This window comes from Cellulomonas sp. P4_B5_2 (assembly GCF_056402235.1).
Map to the genome: position 1 here is coordinate 1 of NZ_JBFUHU010000020.1, position 20,262 is coordinate 20,262.

General features: G+C 72.6%; 16 protein-coding genes. 12 read left to right on the forward strand and 4 right to left on the reverse strand.

Annotated elements, in window-relative coordinates:
- Nucleotides 1–4,680 (forward strand): ExeM/NucH family extracellular endonuclease (locus AC1DUQ_RS02665; RefSeq protein ID WP_477073355.1); only part of this gene is annotated, 4,680 nt, incomplete at its 5' end.
- 69 nt (nt 4,681–4,749) lie between these two features.
- Here AC1DUQ_RS02665 and AC1DUQ_RS02670 read toward each other — a convergent pair.
- The 4 genes from AC1DUQ_RS02670 to AC1DUQ_RS02685 all read right to left on the reverse strand — a co-directional run bounded on the left by AC1DUQ_RS02670 (nt 4,750) and on the right by AC1DUQ_RS02685 (nt 8,346).
- A complete protein-coding gene (locus tag AC1DUQ_RS02670; RefSeq protein WP_477063113.1) occupies nt 4,750–6,036 on the reverse strand; it encodes a TrpB-like pyridoxal phosphate-dependent enzyme in 1,287 nt (428 codons plus the stop codon).
- 95 nt (nt 6,037–6,131) lie between these two features.
- Nucleotides 6,132–6,632, reverse strand: coding sequence for a GNAT family N-acetyltransferase (locus AC1DUQ_RS02675; protein WP_477063114.1), 501 nt, complete (start codon nt 6,630–6,632; stop codon nt 6,132–6,134).
- Nucleotides 6,620–7,366 (reverse strand): DsbA family oxidoreductase, encoded by a 747-nt coding sequence (locus AC1DUQ_RS02680; RefSeq protein WP_477063115.1) that lies wholly within the window; start codon nt 7,364–7,366, stop codon nt 6,620–6,622. Before AC1DUQ_RS02680 ends, AC1DUQ_RS02675 begins: the two co-directional genes overlap by 13 nt.
- Complete coding sequence (locus AC1DUQ_RS02685) at nt 7,363–8,346, reverse strand: quinone oxidoreductase family protein (RefSeq protein WP_477073357.1); 984 nt, start codon at nt 8,344–8,346, stop codon at nt 7,363–7,365. Before AC1DUQ_RS02685 ends, AC1DUQ_RS02680 begins: the two co-directional genes overlap by 4 nt.
- 83 nt (nt 8,347–8,429) lie before the next feature.
- Here AC1DUQ_RS02685 and argC point away from each other — a divergent pair, with 83 nt between their 5' ends.
- The 11 genes from argC to tyrS all read left to right on the forward strand — a co-directional run bounded on the left by argC (nt 8,430) and on the right by tyrS (nt 19,751).
- Complete coding sequence (gene argC / locus AC1DUQ_RS02690; protein ID WP_477063116.1) at nt 8,430–9,494, forward strand: N-acetyl-gamma-glutamyl-phosphate reductase; 1,065 nt, start codon at nt 8,430–8,432, stop codon at nt 9,492–9,494.
- Nucleotides 9,491–10,696 carry a bifunctional glutamate N-acetyltransferase/amino-acid acetyltransferase ArgJ gene (gene argJ, locus AC1DUQ_RS02695; protein WP_477063117.1) on the forward strand — a complete coding sequence of 402 codons (1,206 nt, stop codon included), beginning with the start codon at nt 9,491–9,493 and terminating at the stop codon, nt 10,694–10,696. Before argC ends, argJ begins: the two co-directional genes overlap by 4 nt.
- Nucleotides 10,693–11,667 (forward strand): acetylglutamate kinase, encoded by a 975-nt coding sequence (gene argB / locus AC1DUQ_RS02700; RefSeq protein WP_477073356.1) that lies wholly within the window; start codon nt 10,693–10,695, stop codon nt 11,665–11,667. The genes argJ and argB overlap by 4 nt, the downstream gene beginning before the upstream one ends.
- Nucleotides 11,664–12,953, forward strand: coding sequence for an acetylornithine transaminase (locus AC1DUQ_RS02705; RefSeq protein WP_477063119.1), 1,290 nt, complete (start codon nt 11,664–11,666; stop codon nt 12,951–12,953). The genes argB and AC1DUQ_RS02705 overlap by 4 nt, the downstream gene beginning before the upstream one ends.
- A complete protein-coding gene (gene argF / locus AC1DUQ_RS02710) occupies nt 12,950–13,882 on the forward strand; it encodes an ornithine carbamoyltransferase (RefSeq protein WP_477063120.1) in 933 nt (310 codons plus the stop codon). Before AC1DUQ_RS02705 ends, argF begins: the two co-directional genes overlap by 4 nt.
- Nucleotides 13,879–14,409, forward strand: a complete 531-nt coding sequence (locus AC1DUQ_RS02715) for an arginine repressor (RefSeq protein WP_477063121.1) — start codon at nt 13,879–13,881, stop codon at nt 14,407–14,409. Before argF ends, AC1DUQ_RS02715 begins: the two co-directional genes overlap by 4 nt.
- Before the next feature lie 39 nt (nt 14,410–14,448).
- Nucleotides 14,449–15,687 carry an argininosuccinate synthase gene (locus AC1DUQ_RS02720; RefSeq protein WP_477063122.1) on the forward strand — a complete coding sequence of 413 codons (1,239 nt, stop codon included), beginning with the start codon at nt 14,449–14,451 and terminating at the stop codon, nt 15,685–15,687.
- Nucleotides 15,680–17,107, forward strand: a complete 1,428-nt coding sequence (gene argH / locus AC1DUQ_RS02725) for an argininosuccinate lyase (RefSeq protein ID WP_477063123.1) — start codon at nt 15,680–15,682, stop codon at nt 17,105–17,107. The genes AC1DUQ_RS02720 and argH overlap by 8 nt, the downstream gene beginning before the upstream one ends.
- Nucleotides 17,104–17,655 carry a nucleoside/nucleotide kinase family protein gene (locus AC1DUQ_RS02730; protein ID WP_477063124.1) on the forward strand — a complete coding sequence of 184 codons (552 nt, stop codon included), beginning with the start codon at nt 17,104–17,106 and terminating at the stop codon, nt 17,653–17,655. Before argH ends, AC1DUQ_RS02730 begins: the two co-directional genes overlap by 4 nt.
- Before the next feature lie 52 nt (nt 17,656–17,707).
- Nucleotides 17,708–18,409, forward strand: a complete 702-nt coding sequence (locus AC1DUQ_RS02735) for a DNA-3-methyladenine glycosylase (RefSeq protein ID WP_477063125.1) — start codon at nt 17,708–17,710, stop codon at nt 18,407–18,409.
- 79 nt (nt 18,410–18,488) lie between these two features.
- A complete protein-coding gene (gene tyrS, locus AC1DUQ_RS02740; protein WP_477063126.1) occupies nt 18,489–19,751 on the forward strand; it encodes a tyrosine--tRNA ligase in 1,263 nt (420 codons plus the stop codon).
- Nucleotides 19,752–20,262 lie beyond the last annotated feature (511 nt).

Here is a 20,262-nt window from a genome sequence, read left to right on the forward strand (position 1 = left end):
ACTCTGACCACGCCGCTGACCGGCGTCATCCAGCCCGGCGCCGCGTTCGTGGTGGTCGAGGCGGCCGGCACCGGCGGCACGACCCCCGTCCCCGGCAACGTCACCGGCACCATCGCGATGAGCGGCACCGCCGGCAAGGTCGCCCTGGTCAACACGACTGCGGCGCTGACCTGCGCGGCGGCCGCGTGCCCCGCGAGCGACCCGGTGGTCGACTTCGTCGGGTACGGAGCGACCGCCAACGCCTTCGCCGGCAGCGGGCCCGCCCTCGGCGCCTCCAACAGCCAGTCGGTCACGCGCGACGGACTGCTCACCAACACCGCGAACAACGCGGGCGACTTCGCGGCGGCGACCCCGACGCCGGGCGTCGCGGGCACCCCCGGCCCCGTCACCCCGGTCGCGGCCACCATCGCCGAGGTCCAGGGGACGGGCGCGACGTCACCGCTCGCCGGCCGGACCGTCATCACGGACGGCGTCGTCACCGCGGCCTACCCCACGGGCGGGCTGAACGGCTACGTCCTGCAGACGCCCGGCTCGGGCGGCACGACCGACGCGACGCCCGGTGCGTCCGACGCGGTCTTCGTCTTCTCGTCGGCCACCGCCGGCGCGGTCGCGATCGGTGACCACGTCCAGGTCACCGGCGTCGTCTCGGAGTTCAACGGCCTGACGGAGATCACGGTCTCCGCGGCCGCGGACCTCGTGCCGCTGCCGGCCGCCGCCGCGGTGACACCGGTGTCGGGCACGTGGCCGACCACCGACGCCGCGCGCGAGGCGCTCGAGTCGATGCTGTTCCAGCCGACCGGTGCCCTGACCATCACCAACACGTTCTCCACCAACCAGTACGGCGAGGTCGGCCTCGCGGCCGGCACCCTGCCGCTGCTGCAGCCCACCGAGGTGGGTCGGCCCGGCTCGCCCGAGGCGCTGGCAGCCGTCGTGGACAACGCGGCCCGCGGGGTCGTGCTGGACGACGGGTCGTCGACGAACTTCCTCTCGGCCGCCAACTCCGGCCTCACGCCGCCGTACGTCTCGCTGACCAACCCGGTCCGCGTCGGCGCCGCGGCGACCCTCGCCGCGCCGGTCGTCGTCGACTTCCGCAACAACGTGTGGAAGCTCAACCCCACGGCCCCCGGACCGGCGGCCGTGACGTTCGAGAACGACCGCACCACGGCTCCGACCGCGGTCGGGGGTGACCTCAAGGTCGCCTCGTTCAACGTGCTCAACTACTTCACCACCCTCGGCGCCACGACGGCGGGCTGCACCTCCTACAACGACCGCACGGGCGACCCGGTCACGGTCAACACCGGCTGCGACCCGCGCGGTGCGTGGGACCCGGCCGACCTCCAGCGCCAGCAGGACAAGATCGTCGCCGCGATCAACGCGCTCGACGCCGACGTGGTGGGGCTGCTCGAGATCGAGAACTCGGCCCGCGTGGACGGGGTGGCCGACGAGGCCCTCAGCACGCTGGTCACCGCGCTCAACACGGCCGCCGGCTCCACGGTGTGGGCCTTCGTGCCGTCGTCGGCCGAGCTGCCGCCGGCCGCCGGCCAGGACGTCATCACCAACGCCCTCATCTACAAGCCCGCCGCCGTCGAGCGGACGGGCGAGTCCCGCGCGCTGGGCGACCAGAGCGGGGACGACCAGGCGTTCGGCAACGCCCGTGAGCCCATCGGCCAGGTGTTCACGCCGGTCGGCGGGGGCGCACCGTTCTTCGTCGCCGTGAACCACTTCAAGTCCAAGGGTTCCGCGGGTCCGTGGCCGGACGACGCCGACACCGGCGACGGTCAGGGCGCCTCGAACGGGTCGCGGAAGCGGCAGGCCGCCGCGCTGCGCGACTGGGTCCCGACGGTCCAGGGCGACGCCCAGGCGGTCGCGCTGGTCGGCGACTTCAACGCGTACACGCTCGAGGACCCGCTGCAGACGCTGTACGACGCCGGGTACACCGACGCCGCCACGGCGCTGGCCGACGGACAGTTCTCGTACTCGTTCAGCGGCCTGTCCGGCTCGCTCGACCACGTGCTGCTCAACGCGGCCGCCATGGCGCGCGCCACGGGTGCGGACATCTGGGAGATCAACGCCGAGGAGTCCATCGCGCTCGAGTACGACCGGTACAACTACCACGGCACGCTCTACTACGCCCCGGACGTCTACCGGTCCTCCGACCACGACCCGGTGGTCGTCGGGCTGGTCAACGGTGCGGCGAAGCCGGTGAACCTGACCCTCCTCGACATCAACGACTTCCACGGTCGCATCGACGCCAACACGGTGAAGTTCGCCGGCACGGTGGAGAAGGAGAAGGCCGCGGCGATCGCGGCCGGCGGCCCGGTCGCGTTCGTCTCGGCCGGCGACAACATCAGCGCGTCGCTGTTCGCCTCGGCGGTCCAGCAGGACCAGCCGACGATCGACGTGCTGAACGCCCTGGAGCTCAACGCGTCGGCCGTGGGCAACCACGAGTTCGACAAGGGGTTCCAGGACCTCACGGACCGCGTGATCGCGGGCGGCACGAACGCGAAGTGGGACTACCTGGGGGCGAACGTCTACCTCAAGGGCACCACGACGCCGGCGCTCGACGAGTACTCGATCATCGACATGGGCGGCGTCTCGGTCGGCGTCATCGGGGCGGTGACGGGGGAGACCCCGGCGCTGGTCAGCCCCGGGGGCATCACGCAGATCGACATCGGCGACCCGGTCGACGCCGTCAACCGCGTGGCCGCGCAGCTCAGCGACGGCAACGAGGCCAACGGTGAGGCGGACGTCCTCGTCGCCAGCTATCACGAGGGTGCGAGCGAGGGCATGCCGAACGGCACGCTCGAGGAGGAGGTCGCCGAGGGCGGCGCGTTCGCCAAGATCGTCAACCAGACCGCGGCGTCGGTCGACGCGATCTTCACCGGTCACACCCACCAGCAGTACGCGTGGCAGTCCCCGGTCCCCGGAGAGCCCGGAAAGACCCGGCCCGTCCTGCAGACCGGCAGCTACGGCGAGTACATCGGCAAGATCGTGCTGACGGTCGACCCGACCACCGGCGAGATCCTGGCGCACACCCAGCAGAACGTGCCGCGTCTGGTCGCGCCGACCGGTACCACCGAGGCGACGTTCGCCGCACAGCTGGTCGCGACGTACCCACGCGTGGCTCAGGTGAGCACGATCGTGACCGCCGCGCTGGCGTACGCCAACACGGTCGGCTCGGTCCCCGTCGGTTCGGTCAAGGCGGACATCACGACCGCCTTCACGGGCGGCACGTACGGCCCGACCGGCTACACGGCCGCCTCGACGGCGCGTGACGACCGGGCGAACGAGTCGACGCTGGGTGACCTCGTGGCGAACGCACTGCGGGACACGCTCGCACCGGACAACCTGGGTGGCGCCGAGATCGGCGTCGTCAACCCGGGCGGTATGCGGGCCGAGCTCTACTACGCGCCCGACGGCGTGGTGACCACGGCCGAGGCCAACAGCGTCCTGCCGTTCGTCAACAACCTCTGGACCACGTCGCTCACGGGCGCCCAGTTCAAGGTGATGCTCGAGCAGCAGTGGCAGATCGACGCCAACGGTCAGGTCCCGACGCGGCCCTACCTGCAGCTGGGACTGTCCGACAACGTCACGTACACCTACGACGCGGCGGCGCCGCAGGGGTCGCACATCACCTCCATCACGGTGAACGGCGAGCCGATCGACCCCGGTGCCAGCTATCGGATCGGCACGTTCTCGTTCCTGACCACCGGCGGCGACAACTTCCGGGTGTTCCTGGACGGGACGGGCGCGCGCGACTCGGGGCTCGTCGACCGCGACGGCTGGATCAGCTACCTGCAGGCGCACCCGGGGCTCGCTCCGGACTTCGCCCGCCAGGCGGTCGGGGTCCCCACGGTGCCGTCGACGGTCACGGCCGGTGACGCGCTGGCGTTCCCGGTGACCAAGCTGGACCTGACGAGCCTCGGCTCGCCGCTGAACACCAGCCTGGACGTGCGGCTCGACGGGACGTCCCTCGGCACGTCACCGGTCAGCGGCGGCAACGCCGCCGTCTCGGTGACGATCCCGGCGGGCACGTCGGCGGGCGCGCACACGCTCACCCTCGTGGCGAGCCCGAGTGGCACGACCGTGACGCTCCCGCTCACTGTCGAGGCGAGCATCCCGTCGTCGACGACGACGCTCACGGCCTCCCCGGCGAGCCAGGTGTACGGCTCGTCGTCGCGGGTGACGCTCACCGCGAAGGTGACGTCCTCCGTCCCGGTGACCGGGTCGGTGCAGTTCGTGTCCGGCACCACCGTGCTCGGCACGGCGACGCTCAACGGAAGCGGTGTGGCCACCCTGACGTTGCCGTCGACCACGCCGGCCGGCACCTACGCGGTGGTGGCTCGGTTCGCCGGCGGCGCCACGGTGACCGGCTCGGAGTCGGCACCCGTCACGGTGGTGGTCAAGAAGGTCACCACCACGACGGGCCTGACGGTCACGCGGGGCTTCCTGTTCATCCCGTCGGTCGCGATCGCCACGGTCGCCACCGACAACGGGAAGGTCCCGTCGGGCACGATCGAGATCCGTGAGGGCACCACGGTGGTCAAGCGGCTGAACGTGGTCCTGGGCATCGCGATCGGTACCGTCCCGTCGGGTCGGCACACGTACACGGCGACGTTCGTCCCGAGCGACACCGCCAACGTGAACCCGAGCACGAGCGCACCGGTCATCACCCGCTGACCGCACACGACCGAGGCCCGCGTCCCGTCAAGGGGCGCGGGCCTCGGCCGTGCTCAGACCCAGCCGTGCTCAGAGGTAGTCGTGGTACGCGGTCAGGTCCAGCACGCCGTTGCCCGAGAGCCCGATGACGATCGTCTCCGCCTCGGTGGCGGCGCGGGCGTGCGCGATCGCCCCGGCGACGGCGTGAGTCGACTCGGGTGCGGGGATGATGCCTTCGGCCCGCGCGAACAGGATGCCGGCGGCGAAGGCGTCGTCCTGGTCGATGGCGACCGCGTCGATCAGCCCGAGCTCGACGGCATGAGACACCATCGGGGCCATCCCGTGGTACCGCAGCCCACCCGCATGGATGGGCGGCGGCACGAAGTCGGCGCCCAGGGTGTGCATCTTCAGCAGCGGGGTCAGCCCGGCGACGTCGCCGAAGTCGTACCGGTACTCGCCCTCGGTCAGCGACGGGCAGGCGGACGGCTCGCACGCGACGACGCGCGTGGTGGTGCCCTCGCGAAGGTTGCGGCCGAGGAACGGGAAGCTGAGCCCGCCGAGGTTCGAGCCGCCACCGGCGCACGCGAAGACGACGTCGGCGCTCTCCTCGATCTCGTCCAGCTGGGCGAGGGCCTCCTGGCCGATCACGCTCTGGTGCAGGAGCACGTGGTTGAGCACGCTGCCCAGCGCGTAGTGCGCCTCGGGGTCGGTCGCGGCCGCCTCGACCGCCTCGCTGATGGCCATGCCGAGCGACCCGGAGGTCTCGGGGTCGGCGGCGAGCAGGGCACGGCCGGCGTTCGTGAGGTCCGACGGCGACGGGTGGCAGATGCTCCCGTACGTCTCCATCTGCATCCGGCGGTACGGCTTGGAGTCGTACGAGGCCCGGACCTGCCACACCTCGCACGTCAGTCCGAGCAGGGCGCACGCCATCGCGAGAGACGCGCCCCACTGGCCCGCACCCGTCTCGGTGGTGAGCTTCGTGATGCCCTCGGCGGCGTTGTAGTAGGCCTGCGCGACGGCCGTGTTCGGCTTGTGCGACCCGACCGGGCTGACGCCCTCGTACTTGTAGTAGATGCGCGCGGGCGTGCCGAGCGCGCGTTCGAGCCGTCGTGCACGGATGAGGGGAGAGGGGCGCCAGAGGGCGTAGATCTCCCGCACCTGCTCCGGGATCTCGATCCACCGCTCGGTGCTGACCTCCTGCATGATCAGCGCCATCGGGAACAGGGGCGCGAGGTCGTCCGGGGTCAGAGGCTCCCGCGTGCCCGGGTGCAGGGCCGGCGGGCACGGCGACGGCAGGTCCGCGGCGAGGTTGTACCAGTGCGTGGGGACCGTCGAGGGGACGGAGACACCGAGGGTGTCGAGGAGCGGGGACGTCATCAGAGCCTCCGGGGCGCGGGCCGAGTGGGGTGCGACCCCGTCGACGGTCCGCGACCGGCTCTGGTTCGCAGCGGCAGCGTAGCGCTCGGGTGCGGTCAGCCCACGACGCGGGACAGCAGCGCGACGACGACCGAGCCGCCCTTCGTCGCCTGCTCGCCGACCTGGCGGAACCCGAGGCGCTCGTGGAACGCCAGGGACTGCGGGTTCGGCGGCTCGAGGTTGACCTCGCAGGTCACGACGCTGAGCCCGAGCTCGCGGGCACGCGTGTCGACGGCGGCGTAGAGGGCACGCCCGACTCCGCGTCCGTGCGCCGCGGGGTGCACGACGATCCGGTCGACGTAGAGCGAGCCGGGGACGTGGGCGGAGAACCACAGATAGTTCTCGCTGGCGTAGGCAGAGCCGGGGGCCACCGCCAGCACGAAGCCGAGCACGGCGCCGGACTCGTCCTGCGCGACGACCGCCAGCTCGCAGTCCGGCAGGTGCGCGGTCAGCCCGTCGACTCCCAGCGCGTTGACCGCCGGCACCGCGTCGTCGTTCAGCCGGGCCAGCCCGGGCACGTCCGCCGGGATGATCGCCCGGAGGGTCAGATCGCGCACGAGTCGTCGACGCACGCCGCGGCGTCGGGGTCGGCGGTCGCCAGGGTCTGCAGCGGGTTGGCCTCGCGCCACCCGGCCTCGAGCAGCTGGGTGAACACGTCGGCGGGCTGCGCGCCGGAGACGGCGATGCGGCGGTCGACGACGAAGAACGGCACACCGGTCACGCCGAGCGCGCGCGCCTCGTCCTCGTCGGCGCGCACCGCATCGGCACCCTCGTCGCCGGCGAGCGCCGTGCGGACGGACTCCTCGTCGATGCCGGCGCCGCTGACGATGCGGACGAGCGTCTCGTCGTCGCCCAGGTCGGCGCCGTGCTCGAAGTGCGCCGAGAACAGGGCCTCGAGCGTCCGCTCGGCGAGCTCGGCGCCCCCGGTCGTCCGCGCGAGGTGCACCAGGCGGTGCGCGGCGAAGGTGTTGGCGGCCAGTGACCGGTCGAAGTCGTACGCGAGGCCCTCGCCGGCCGCCACCGCGGTGACCTGCGCGAACATGCGCTTGACCTGGTCGTGCGGGATGCCCTTGAGCGAGGCCAGCATGTCGATCTCCGGCCTCCCCGGGCCCACGGGGGTGGTCGGCGACAGCTCGTACGACCGCCAGGTGACCTCGACGTGGTCCCGGTGCGGGAAGTCCGCGAGGGCGGTCGCGAACCGGCGCTTGCCGATGTAGCACCACGGGCAGGCGATGTCGGACCAGACCTCGACGTGGAGGGTACGAACAGCATTCAGGGTGGGGATGCTCACGGGAGCAGCAGGACCTTTCCGGTGGTGGAGCGCGACTCGAGCGCGCGGTGGGCGTCGGCAGCGTCGGCCAGGGAGAACGTGGCACCGATCCGCACGTCGAGCTCGCCGGCGCGGACCGCGTCGAACAGCTCGCGGGCGCGCCAGGTGAGCTCGTCACGCGTCGCGACGTGGTCGTCGAGCGTGGGGCGTGTCAGGAACACCGAGCCGGCCGCGTTGAGGCGCTGCGGGTCGACGGGCGGGACGGGACCCGACGAGGCGCCGAACAGGACGAGGGTCCCGCGGCGGCGCAGCGAGGCCAGGGACGCGTCGAACGTGTCCTTGCCGACGGAGTCGAACACCGCGTGCACGCCGGCGCCCCCGGTGAGCGCCCGTACTTCCGCGGGCAGGTCGCGGGTCAGGTCGTCGAGCTCGCGGTAGCGGATGACGTCCGCGGCGCCGGCCTCGCGCGCCAGCCGCTCCTTGTCCGCGCTGCCGACGGTCGCGATCACCCGGGCACCGCGCTGCGACGCCAGCTGCGTGAGCAGCAGTCCCACCCCRCCGGCGGCCGCGTGCACCAGCACGTCGTGGCCGGTCTCTACGGGGAACGTCGAGGTCGCCAGGTAGTGAGCCGTGAGGCCCTGCAGGGGGAGGGCGGCGGCGACCTGGTCGGGCACCCCCTCGGGCACGAGCAGCGCCTTGGACGCCCGGAAGGTCACCAGCTCGGCGTACGAGCCCGGTGCCGACGACCAGGCGACCCGGTCGCCGACCGCGATCTCGCTGACGTCGTCGCCGATCGCGACCACCTCGCCCGCACCCTCCGAGCCCACGACGTGCGGGTAGGTCATCCGGTACACGCCCGCGCGGCGGTACGTGTCGATGAAGTTGACGCCCGCGGCGGCGACCCGGACGAGGATCTCGTCGGCGGCCGGCTCGGGGTCGGGGAGCTCGGCGAGCCCGAGGACGTCGGGTCCGCCCGCGGCGGTGGCTCGGATGGCGCGCACGGTTGCGGCAACGCGGAGGGGAGCGATCATCTTCCCGGGAATGGCGTTCGTATCTTCGTGCATCCTTGTGTATGTTCATACATATGACGTTCACGGTCGCGGTCGCAGGCGCCAGCGGGTACGCCGGCGGCGAGATGCTCCGCGTGCTCCTGGCGCACCCCGAGGCGCGGATCGGCACGCTCACCGCGCACTCCAACGCCGGCACGCTCCTGGGCGCCCACCAGCCGCACCTGCGCTCGCTGGCCGACCGGGTGCTCGAACCGACCGGCGTCGACACGCTCGCGGGACACGACGTGGTCGTCCTCGCCCTGCCGCACGGTGCCAGCGGCGCGATCGCCGCGGAGCTCGAGACACGCGGCGACGGCGCGCTCGTCGTGGACCTGGGCGCCGACCACCGGCTCGTCGACGCCGCCGACTGGGAGCAGTTCTACGGCAGCGCCCACGCCGGGACGTGGCCGTACGGCCTGCCCGAGCTCCTGCACCCGGGCGAGCGGACCGCCGCCGGGCAGCGGGCCGTGCTCGCCGCCGCTCGTCGGATCGCCGTCCCCGGCTGCAACGTCACCGCCGTCTCGCTCGGCCTCCAGCCCGGTGTGGCCGCGGGCCTGATCGAGCCGACCGACGTCGTCGCGGTGCTCGCCAACGGCTACTCGGGCGCGGGCAAGTCGCTCAAGACCCACCTGCTCGCCAGCGAGGCGCTCGGCGCCGCCCAGCCGTACGCCGTCGGCGGGACGCACCGGCACATCCCGGAGATCGCCCAGAACCTGCGCTCCGCGGGAGCGGCGGACGTGACGATCTCGTTCACCCCGACGCTCGTGCCGATGGCCCGCGGCATCCTGGCGACCGCGACGGCCCGCCTGGTCGAGGGCGTGGACCCCGCCGGCGTGCGGACGGCGTGGGAGGAGACCTACGCCGACGAGCCGTTCGTGCACCTGCTCCCCGAGGGGCAGTGGCCGACGACGGCTGCCACGCTGGGCGCCAACACCGCGCTCGTGCAGGTGACGGTGGACGAGCGCGCGGGCCGCGTGGTCACCGTCACCGCCATCGACAACCTGGTCAAGGGCACCGCCGGCGGCGCCCTGCAGTCGCTCAACCTGGCGCTCGGACTCCCCGAGACGCTCGGCCTTTCCCTGGACGGAGTTGCCCCGTGAGCACCGAGACGCTCGCCCTGCCCTCGCCCGGCGTGACCGCGGCGGCCGGCTTCCGCGCCTCCGGCATCACCGCGGGGCTCAAGGCCTCCGGCAAGCCCGACCTCGCGCTCGTCGTCAACGACGGCCCGTCGCAGGCCGCCGCCGCCGTGTTCACCACCAACCGCGTGGTCGGTGCGCCCGTCGTCTGGTCGCGCCAGGCGGTCTCCGACGGCGTCGTGAGCGCGGTCGTCCTCAACTCGGGGGGTGCCAACGTGTGCACGGGCCCCGAGGGCTTCCAGGACACCCACGCGACGGCCGAGAGGGTCGGCGCCGCCCTGGAGATCTCCCCGGGCGACGTCGTGGTCTGCTCGACCGGGCTGATCGGCGAGCGGCTCCCCATCGATGCGCTCCTCGCGGGCGTGGACGTCGCGGTGGAGGCGCTGTCCTCCGACGGGGGTCCGGACGCCGCTGTGGCGATCATGACGACCGACTCCGTCCCCAAGACCGCCCACCTCCACGTGGACGGCGACCGGGGAGCGTGGACCGTCGGGGGCATGGCCAAGGGCGCGGGGATGCTGGCACCCGGTCTGGCCACCATGCTCTGCGTGATCACGACCGATGCGGTCGTCGACGCCGAGACCGCCGCCGCCGCCCTGCGCACCGCCACCTCCGAGACGTTCGAGCGGGTCGACTCCGACGGCTGCATGTCGACCTCGGACACGGTCACCCTGCTCGTCTCCGGTGCCAGCCGCGCGGTCCCGGACCCCGCCGGCTTCACGGCCGCGCTGACCCAGGTCTGCGGCGAGCTCGCGCGCGCTCTGGTGGCCGACGCCGAGGGCGCCACGCACGACATCGCGGTGACCGTGATGGGCGCCGAGACCCAGGACGCGGCGCTCGCGGTCGCCCGGGCGGTCACGCGCTCCAACCTGTTCAAGGCAGCCATGTTCGGCAACGACCCCAACTGGGGCCGCGTGCTCGCGCAGGTCGGCACGGTGCCCGAGAGCGTGGCGGCGTTCGACCCCGCCCAGCTGGACGTCACGATCAACGGCGTCCAGGTGTGCAAGGCCGGCGGCGCCTTCCGGCCGCGCTCCGAGGTGGACCTGGCCGCGCACCGGGAGGTGCACGTGCTCATCGACCTGCACGCGGGCGGCGAGGTGGTCACCGTGTGGACCAACGACCTCACGCACGACTACGTCCACGAGAACAGCGCGTACTCCACATGAGCGACTTCACCTTCAACACGCGCACGGACCTGCGCGCCGACCAGAAGGCCGAGGTCCTCATCGAGGCGCTGCCCTGGCTGCAGAAGTTCGCGGGCGCGCTCGTCGTCGTGAAGTACGGCGGCAACGCGATGATCGACGAGGACCTCAAGCGTGCCTTCGCCGAGGACATGGTGTTCCTGCGCCAGGTCGGCCTCAAGCCGGTCGTCGTGCACGGCGGGGGTCCGCAGATCAACGCGATGCTCGACCGGCTGGGCATCGAGTCGGAGTTCCRCGGCGGCCTGCGTGTGACCACCCCCGAGGCGATGGACGTCGTCCGCATGGTGCTCACGGGCCAGGTGTCGCGCGAGCTCGTCGGCCTGCTCAACGCGCACGGCCCGCACGCCGTGGGGCTCTCGGGCGAGGACGGCGGGCTGTTCCAGGCACGCCGCCGGAGCGCGATCGTCGACGGCGTGAGCGTGGACATCGGCCAGGTCGGCGACGTGGTCAAGGTCAACCCCAGCGCGGTCCTGGACCTGCTGGACGCCGGCCGGATCCCGGTCGTGTCGACCGTGGCCCCGGACCTCGACGACCCCACCCAGGTGCTCAACGTCAACGCCGACACCGCGGCAGCGGCGCTCGCGGTGGCGCTCGGCGCGCGCAAGCTCATCGTGCTCACCGATGTCGAGGGCCTCTACACCAGCTGGCCGGACAAGTCGTCGCTCGTGCGGCGGATCAGTGCCAGCTCGCTCGCGGAGCTGCTGCCCGGGCTCGACGCCGGCATGCGTCCGAAGATGGAGGCCTGCTGGCGGGCGGTCGAGGGCGGTGTCGGCCGCGCGCACGTCATCGACGGTCGCTCGGCGCACTCGATCCTGGTGGAGGTCTTCACCTCCGACGGCATCGGCACCATGGTCCTGCCCGACGAGGAGCCCGCCGACGCCCCGTTCACCGCACCCATCCCGGTGGTGCCCCACGACCCCGAGGTGACCGCATGACCGTCGAGAACACGAACGTCCGGGCGCGGCACCGGTCGGCCGAGAGCCCGGACGCCTCGCTCCCCGTGGCTGCCACCGACGGCTCGGTCGCGCAGTGGACCGATCGCTACACGCATGCCCTCATGGACACCTTCGGCGCACCCCAGCGCGTGCTGGTCCGTGGCGAGGGCGCGTACGTGTGGGACGCCGACGGCAACCGGTACCTCGACCTGCTCGGCGGGATCGCCGTGAACTCGCTCGGGCACGCGCACCCCACGCTGACGGCCGCGATCAGCGCGCAGCTGGGCACCCTCGGGCACGTCTCCAACTTCTTCGGCAGCCCCACGCAGATCGCGTTCGCGGAGCGGCTGCTCGGCCTGGCCGGCGCTCCCGCGGGCTCGCGGGTGTTCCTCACCAACTCCGGCACAGAGGCCAACGAGGCCGCGTTCAAGCTCGCGCGCCGCAACGGTGGGACGGACCGGCCGCGGATCCTCGCGCTCGAGGGGTCGTTCCACGGCCGGTCGATGGGCGCGTTGGCGCTCACGCACAAGACCGCCTACCGCGAGCCGTTCGAGCCCCTGCCCGGAGGCGTGGAGTTCGTCCCGTTCGCGGACACCGACGCGCTGGACGAGGCGTTCGCGGTCGACGGTGACAAGGTGGCCGCGCTGTTCCTCGAGCCGCTGCAGGGCGAGGCCGGCGTCCGGCCGCTGCCGCCGGGCTACCTGGCGCACGCGCGCAGGCTCACGGCGGAGCACGGGGCTCTGCTGATCCTCGACGAGGTGCAGACCGGCATGGGCCGGACCGGTACCTGGTTCGCCCATCAGCTCCCGCACATCGGCGGCGGCATCGTGCCCGACGCCGTCACGGTGGCCAAGGGGCTGGGCGGCGGCTTCCCGGTCGGCGCGCTCATCGCGTACGGGGAGCGGACCGCGACGCTGCTCGGTCGCGGGCAGCACGGCACGACGTTCGGCGGCAACCCGGTGGCGTCGGCCGCGGGGCTGGCGACGATCGCGGTCATCGAGCGCGACGGCCTGCTCGCGCACGTCACCGAGCTCGGGGCCACGTTCCGTGCGCAGCTCGCGGGTGCGGGACTGGTCAGTGAGGTCCGGGGCGAGGGGTTCCTCATCGGGATCGAGCTCACCGCGCCCGTCGCCGCTGCCGTCGCCGCCCGTGCGCTGGACGCCGGGTTCATCGTGAACCCCTGCACGCCGACGACGATCCGGCTCGCGCCGCCGTTCCTCCTCACCGCGGAGCAGGCCGGCACGTTCGTCGAGTTTCTCGCCACGCTGCCGGAGGACCTGTCATGACCCGGCACTTCCTGCGCGACGACGACCTCAGCCCGCGCGAGCAGCGGGACGTCCTCGAGCTCGCGCTCGCCTTCCGGGACGACCGCTTCATCCGCACGCCGCTGACCGGCCCCCGCGCGGTCGCGGTCATCTTCGACAAGCCCACCCTGCGCACCCAGGTGTCGTTCACGGCCGGGATCGCGGAGCTCGGCGGCTTCCCGCTGAGCGTCGACGGGAAGCTGGCGCGGATCGGTGAGCGCGAGTCGATCACGGACACCGCCCGGGTGCTCGGCCGGCAGGTCGCCGCGATCGTGTGGCGGACGTTCTCCCAGGACCGGCTCGAGCAGATGGCCGAGTTCTCGGGCGTCCCCGTGGTGAACGCGCTGACCGACAGCTTCCACCCGTGCCAGATCCTGGCGGACCTGGCGACCATCGCGCAGCACCGCGGCGGCGTCGGGGGACTGGCCGGCCGGACGCTGGCCTACGTCGGCGACGGCGCCAACAACATGTCGCACTCGTACCTGCTCGGCGGCGCCACGGCGGGGCTGCATGTGCGGATCGGCACCCCCGCGGGGTACCTCCCGGACGCGTCGATCCTCGCGGATGCCACGGCGATCGCCGCCGACACGGGCGGGTCGGTGACAGTGGTGCACACGCTCGCCGAGGCCGTGACCGGCGCGGACGTCGTCGCCACCGACACGTGGGTGTCGATGGGCCAGGAGTCCGAGGCAGCCGACCGGGAGACGCCGTTCGTCCCGTTCCGGGTGGACTCCGCCGCGATGGCGCTCGCCGCCCCGGACGCGCTCGTCCTGCACTGCCTGCCCGCGTACCGCGGCAAGGAGATCACCGCCGAGGTGCTCGACGGCCCGCAGTCGGTGGTCTGGGATGAGGCCGAGAACCGCCTGCACGCGCAGAAGGCCCTCCTGTCCTGGTTGGTGGAGGGCACATGAGCGTCACCGTCCCGCACACCAAGGCTGCTCGGCACGCGCTGGTCACCTCGCTGCTCACCCGCGGCACGGTGCACTCGCAGCAGCAGCTGGCCGAGCTGCTCACCGCGGAGGGCGTCACCGTCACGCAGGCGACGCTGTCGCGCGACCTCGTCGAGCTGCGCGCGGTGAAGATCCGCACGCCGTCCGGGGCGCTCGCCTACGCGGTCCCGGCCGAGGGCGGCCTGCGCACCCCGGCGGCCGGCCCCGACGAGGAGATGCTCGCCGCACGGCTGGCCCGGCTCTGCGCCGAGCTGCTCGTCACCGCCGAGGCGTCCGGCAACCTCGTCGTCCTGCGCACCCCGCCCGGCGCCGCCCAGTTCCTCGCGTCGGCCATCGACCACTCGATCCTGCCGGCGGCGCTCGGCACGATCGCGGGCGACGACACCGTCCTGGTCATCGCCCGCGAGGGGGAGACCGGTGCCGCGCTGGCCGCCCGCTTCCTCGCGCTGGCCACCGACACGCCCTCGCGCACCCGTCCGTCAGACTGACCCCAGAACACCCTCAGAACCTGCGAAGAGAGAAGAACCATGACTGAGCGCGTCGTCCTCGCCTACTCCGGCGGCCTGGACACCTCCGTGGGCATCGGCTGGATCGCCGAGGCCACCGGTGCCGAGGTGATCGCGGTGGCGGTCGACGTCGGCCAGGGCGGCGAGGACCTCAACGTGATCCGCCAGCGCGCCCTCGACTGCGGCGCGGTGGAGGCCTACGTGGCGGACGCCCGCGACGAGTTCGCGAACGAGTACTGCATGCCGGCGCTCAAGGCGAACGCGCTCTACCTGGACCGCTACCCGCTGGTCTCGGCCCTGTCGCGCCCGGTCATCGTCAAGCACCTCGTGCGTGCCGCGCGGCAGTTCGGCGCCACCACCGTCGCCCACGGCTGCACCGGCAAGGGCAACGACCAGGTCCGCTTCGAGGTCGGCATCACGTCCCTCGCGCCCGACCTGACCTGCTTGGCGCCGGTCCGGGACCTCGCGCTGACCCGCGACAAGGCCATCGAGTTTGCCACGCGCAACGCGCTGCCGATCGAGACCACCAAGCACAACCCGTTCTCGATCGACCAGAACGTCTGGGGTCGTGCGGTCGAGACCGGCTTCCTCGAGGACATCTGGAACGGCCCCACCAAGGACGTCTACACGTACACGGACGACCCCACGTTCCCGCCGGTCGCCGACGAGGTCATCGTGACGTTCGAGGCGGGCGTCCCGGTCGCGCTCGACGGCGTGCCGGTCACGCCGCTGCAGGCGATCCAGGAGATGAACCGCCGCGCCGGCGCCCAGGGTATCGGCCGGATCGACATCGTCGAGGACCGGCTTGTGGGCATCAAGTCGCGCGAGGTCTACGAGGCGCCGGGCGCGATCGCGCTCATCGCCGCGCACCAGGAGCTCGAGAACGTCACCGTCGAGCGCGAGCAGGCCCGGTTCAAGCGCGGCGTCGAGCAGCGCTGGACCGAGCTGGTCTACGACGGCCAGTGGTTCTCGCCCCTGAAGAAGTCGCTCGACGTCTTCGTCGACGACACCCAGCGCTACGTCTCCGGCGACGTCCGGCTCGTCCTGCACGGCGGCCGCGCCACGGTCACGGGCCGCCGGTCGGACTCGAGCCTGTACGACTTCAACCTGGCGACGTACGACACGGGCGACTCGTTCGACCAGTCGGCGGCCAAGGGGTTCATCGAGATCTACGGCCTGTCCTCCAAGCTGGCCGCGGCGCGCGACGTCCGCTTCGGCAACGGTGTGGACCTGGGTTCGCAGGGCGGGATCAGTGGCTGACCAGGTGCCGGACGCACCGCTCGCCCTCTGGGGCGGCCGCTTCGCCTCCGGGCCGGCGGCGGCCCTGGCGGAGCTGTCCCGCTCGACCCAGTTCGACTGGCGCCTGGCGGACGTGGACATCTCCGGCTCCGTCGCGCACGCCCACGTCCTGCACGCCGCCGGCCTGCTGACCGACGCCGAGGTCGCCACGATGGTGGACGCCCTCGAGCGGCTGCGGGCCGACGTGGCGAGCGGGGCCTTCGGCCCGGCGCCCGACGATGAGGACGTGCACACCGCGCTCGAGCGTGGGCTGATCGAGCGTGCGGGCGCCGATGTCGGCGGCAAGCTGCGGGCGGGACGGTCGCGCAACGACCAGATCGCCACGCTCGTGCGGATGTACCTGCGTCGCGAGGCGCGCACGCTGGCCGGGCTCGTCCTCGACGTCGTCGACGCGCTCGTCGCGCAGGCGACCGCCGCCGGGGAGGCGCCGATGCCCGGGCGCACGCACCTGCAGCACGCGCAGCCGGTGCTGCTCGCGCACCACCTGCTCGCGCACGCCTGGCCGCTGCTGCGCGACGTCGAGCGCTGGATCGACTGGGACGCCCGTGCCGCGCTGTCGCCGTACGGGTCGGGGGCCCTCGCGGGCTCGTCGCTCGGCCTCGACCCGGCCGCCGTCGCCGCCGAGCTGGGCTTCTCCGGCCCGGTCGAGAACTCGATCGACGGCACCGCCTCCCGTGACGCGGTCGCCGAGTTCGCCTTCGTGGCCGCGATGCTCGCCGTGGACATCTCCCGGCTGGCCGAGGAGGTCGTCATCTGGGCGACCAAGGAGTTCGGCTTCGTCAGGCTGCACGACGCCTACTCCACGGGGTCGAGCATCATGCCGCAGAAGAAGAACCCGGACGTCGCCGAGCTCGCGCGCGGCAAGGCGGGACGCCTCATCGGCGACCTGACGGGCCTGCTGACGACGCTCAAGGGCCTCCCGCTCGCGTACAACCGCGACCTGCAGGAGGACAAGGAGCCCGTGTTCGACCAGGTCGACCAGCTCACCGTGCTCCTCCCGGCGTTCGCCGGCATGGTCGCGACGCTCGAGTTCGACACCGAGCGGCTGGCCTCGCTGGCACCGCAGGGGTTCTCCCTGGCGACGGACATCGCGGAGTGGCTCGTCCGCACCGGTGTCCCGTTCCGGGTCGCGCACGAGGTGGCAGGCGCCTGCGTCCGCGCGTGCGAGGAGCACGAGCCTGCGATCGAGCTGTGGGACCTGACCGACGAGGAGCTCGCGGCGATCTCGCCGCACCTGACCCCCGAGGTCCGCACGGTGCTCACGGTCGAGGGGTCCTTGGCCTCGCGGTCGGCGCACGGCGGCACCGCACCGGTACGCGTCGCCGAGCAGCTGGGGCGGGCCCGCGCCCGCGCGGCGGAGCTGCGTCCCTGGACGTCGTGATCGCCGACGAGCTCGCGGAGCGGGCGCTCGCGTCGCGCCCGCGGCTCGGTCGCGTGCGGCTCGTCGCGATCGACGGACCGGCGGGCTCAGGGAAGACCACCGTGGCGACCGCGCTGGCCGGTCGCGGTGCGACGGTGCTGCACCTCGACGACCTGTACGAAGGATGGACGGGCCTCGAGGGCTCGCTCTGGCCACGCCTGTCCGCACAGGTGCTGGAGCCGCTGCGCCGGGGTGTGCCGGGCCGCTACCAGCGGTTCGACTGGCCGACCGGGGCGTTCGCCGACTGGGTGGACGTACCCGTGCCCGACCTGCTGGTCCTCGAGGGCTGCGGCTCGGCCCGGCGCGCCGTCGACCCGCTCGCGGTGCTCCGGATCTGGGTCGAGGCGCCGGCGGACCTGCGCCTCGAGCGGGGTCTGGCGCGCGACGGCACCGACGCGCGGGAGCACTGGGTGGCATGGATGGCCGACGAGGCCGCGCACTTCGCCCGCGAACGCACGCGCGAGCGCGCGGACGTCCGGCTCGACGCGTTCGGTGCGCGCGTCCCCTGAGCGGCCTGGACCACGCCGCGGAACACCGGCGACGTGCGGCAAGATGGGCCGCGTGAGCCCGTCGGAACCGCTGGAGACACCGGACGCCGCTGACCCGCGCGCGCTCGTGGCCGTCCCGGCGCGCGTCTGGTTCAGCCGTGAGGTGCACGCCGTGGCGCGCGATCTCCTGGGTTCCTACCTCACCTCGCGCTCACCCGACGGTGACGTCACGCTCCGGATCACCGAGGTCGAGGCCTACGGCGGTGCCGACGACCCGGGTTCCCACGCGTTCCGCGGCAGGACCTCCCGCAACGCGGTGATGTTCGCCGAGCCGGGCCGGTTGTACGTCTACCGGCACCTCGGGCTGCACCACTGCCTCAACATCGTCGCGGAGCCCACCGGCCGGCCGGCCGCCGTGCTGCTGCGCGCCGGCGAGATCGTCGAGGGCACCGACCTGGCGTGGCGGCGGCGCGAGTCCGTCGGCGTCGTCGACTCGGAGCGTCAGCTGGCGCGCGGCCCCGCCCGACTGGCCGTCGCGCTCGGCCTCGACCTGCGTGCCAACGGCGCGGACGTGACGGAGGCGGGCGGCGACGTCGTGCTGCACCGCCACCAGGTCGTGGTCCAGCCGACGCACAAGTCCGGTCCCCGGGTCGGTGTCTCCGGGTCGGGCGGCGAGGGCTCGAGGTTCCCGTGGCGCTACTGGCTCACCGACGAGCGCACGGTCTCCGCGTATCGCCCGGCGTATCGCGCGCCGGCGTCGGTAGACGTCCCGTGAGGGATGACGACGCCGGCTGGACTCCCGCCCCCGACCTCTGCCTGTACCGGCCTCGACCGGACATCCACCTGGAGACCTTGTGAACCACATCCTCGACGAGCTCGAGTGGCGCGGGCTGATCGCTCAGACCACCGACCTCGACGCCCTCCGCGACGCGCTGTCCGCCGGGCCCGTCTCGCTCTACTGCGGGTTCGACCCCACGGCGCCCAGCCTGCACATCGGCAACCTCGTGCAGATCCTCACGGTCCGCCGGCTGCAGGACGCGGGCCACCTCCCGTTCGGCCTGGTCGGCGGAGCCACCGGCCTGATCGGCGACCCGAAGATGGCGGGGGAGCGCACCCTCAACGACCGGGACGTCGTCTCCGGCTGGGTGGAGCGCATCCGCAAGCAGATCGAGCCCCTGCTCCGCTTCGACGGACCGAACGCGGCCACCATGGTGAACAACCTGGACTGGACCGCGCCCCTGTCGGCCATCGACTTCCTGCGCGACATCGGCAAGCACTACCGCCTCGGCACCATGCTGGCCAAGGACACGGTGGCGCGACGCCTGAACAGCGACGCCGGGATCAGCTTCACCGAGTTCAGCTACCAGATCCTGCAGGGGATGGACTACCTCGAGCTGCACCGCCTGCACGGGATCACGCTGCAGACCGGTGGCAGCGACCAATGGGGCAACCTGCTGTCGGGCGTCGAGCTGATCCGCAAGGCCGAGGGCGTCGCCGTGCACGCGCTCACCACACCGCTGATCACCAAGGCGGACGGCACCAAGTTCGGCAAGACCGAGTCCGGCACGGTCTGGCTCGACCCGGAGCTGACCACCCCGTACGCGTTCTTCCAGTTCTGGCTCAACACCGACGACGCCGACGTGGTGCGCTACCTCAAGGTGTTCAGCTTCCGGTCCCGCGCCGAGATCGAGGAGCTCGAGGAGGCGGTCGCGCAGCGGCCGGCGGCGCGCGAGGCGCAGCGCGCTCTGGCGTACGAGGTGACCGCGCTCGTGCACGGGACGTCGGCGGCCGACCAGGTGGTCGCCGCGAGCCAGGCACTGTTCGGGCGGGGGTCGCTCGGTGACCTCGACGCCTCGACGCTGGCCGCCGCGGTTGCCGAGCTCCCGTCCGCACGCGGTGCGGCGGGCGACTCCATCGCGGACCTGCTCGCGGCGACCGGCGTCGTCGCCAGCAAGGGAGCAGCCCGGCGCGCGATCGCCGAGGGTGGAGCGTCGGTGAACAACGCCCGGGTCTCCTCCGAGGACGCCGTCCTCACCGCGGACGACCTCCTGCACGGGCGCTGGGCGGTGCTCCGCCGGGGGAAGCGGACCTTGGCGGTCGTCGACGCCGACGCCTGACCCTCTGACGAGCCCCCGGTTTCGGGGGCTCGTCAGGGCTCTGACCTGGACTTACGCACCGTCAGCCGACCCTGGTGACCGGGGTCACCGCAGCGGGATTGGACACCCGCCGCAACACGCGCGTAATGTTCTCGATGTCGCCCGAGAGGGAGGAACGGACACCGCGGATCGAACCACGGTGGCTGGTCCCTAGGGTGGCCACCCCCGCTCGTGTTGACAGGCGCTTCGTGCGCCCTGACACCGGACGGGGACGGGCTCCAGGCCCGCAGATGCTGCCGGAAACGGTGGCGGGAAGCGGTCTGAAAGCCAGGTAGGATTCAGAACGACAAAGCCTCTCGGATGAGATCGAAAGATCTCGAGGAGATGCGCGTCTGTTCCTTGAGAACTCAACAGTGTGCCAAATAGTCGATGCCATATGGCTCGCTATCGGAGGATGTTCTGTCCCGTTCGGGGTGGGGTGTTCGAGGGTGGTGGGTCTTGGTTGAGATAGGTGCCGTTTCTCCACCTCCGT

What these genes read in the sequence shown, in the direction of transcription:
- AC1DUQ_RS02670 (WP_477063113.1), bottom strand. Translation starts at nt 6,036, where the DNA reads ATGACGTCCCCGCTCCTCGACACCCTCGGTGTCTCCGTCCCCTCGACG.
- argC (WP_477063116.1), top strand. Translation starts at nt 8,430, where the DNA reads ATGACGTTCACGGTCGCGGTCGCAGGCGCCAGCGGGTACGCCGGCGGC.
- AC1DUQ_RS02705 (WP_477063119.1), top strand. Translation starts at nt 11,664, where the DNA reads ATGACCGTCGAGAACACGAACGTCCGGGCGCGGCACCGGTCGGCCGAG.
- argF (WP_477063120.1), top strand. Translation starts at nt 12,950, where the DNA reads ATGACCCGGCACTTCCTGCGCGACGACGACCTCAGCCCGCGCGAGCAG.
- AC1DUQ_RS02715 (WP_477063121.1), top strand. Translation starts at nt 13,879, where the DNA reads ATGAGCGTCACCGTCCCGCACACCAAGGCTGCTCGGCACGCGCTGGTC.
- AC1DUQ_RS02720 (WP_477063122.1), top strand. Translation starts at nt 14,449, where the DNA reads ATGACTGAGCGCGTCGTCCTCGCCTACTCCGGCGGCCTGGACACCTCC.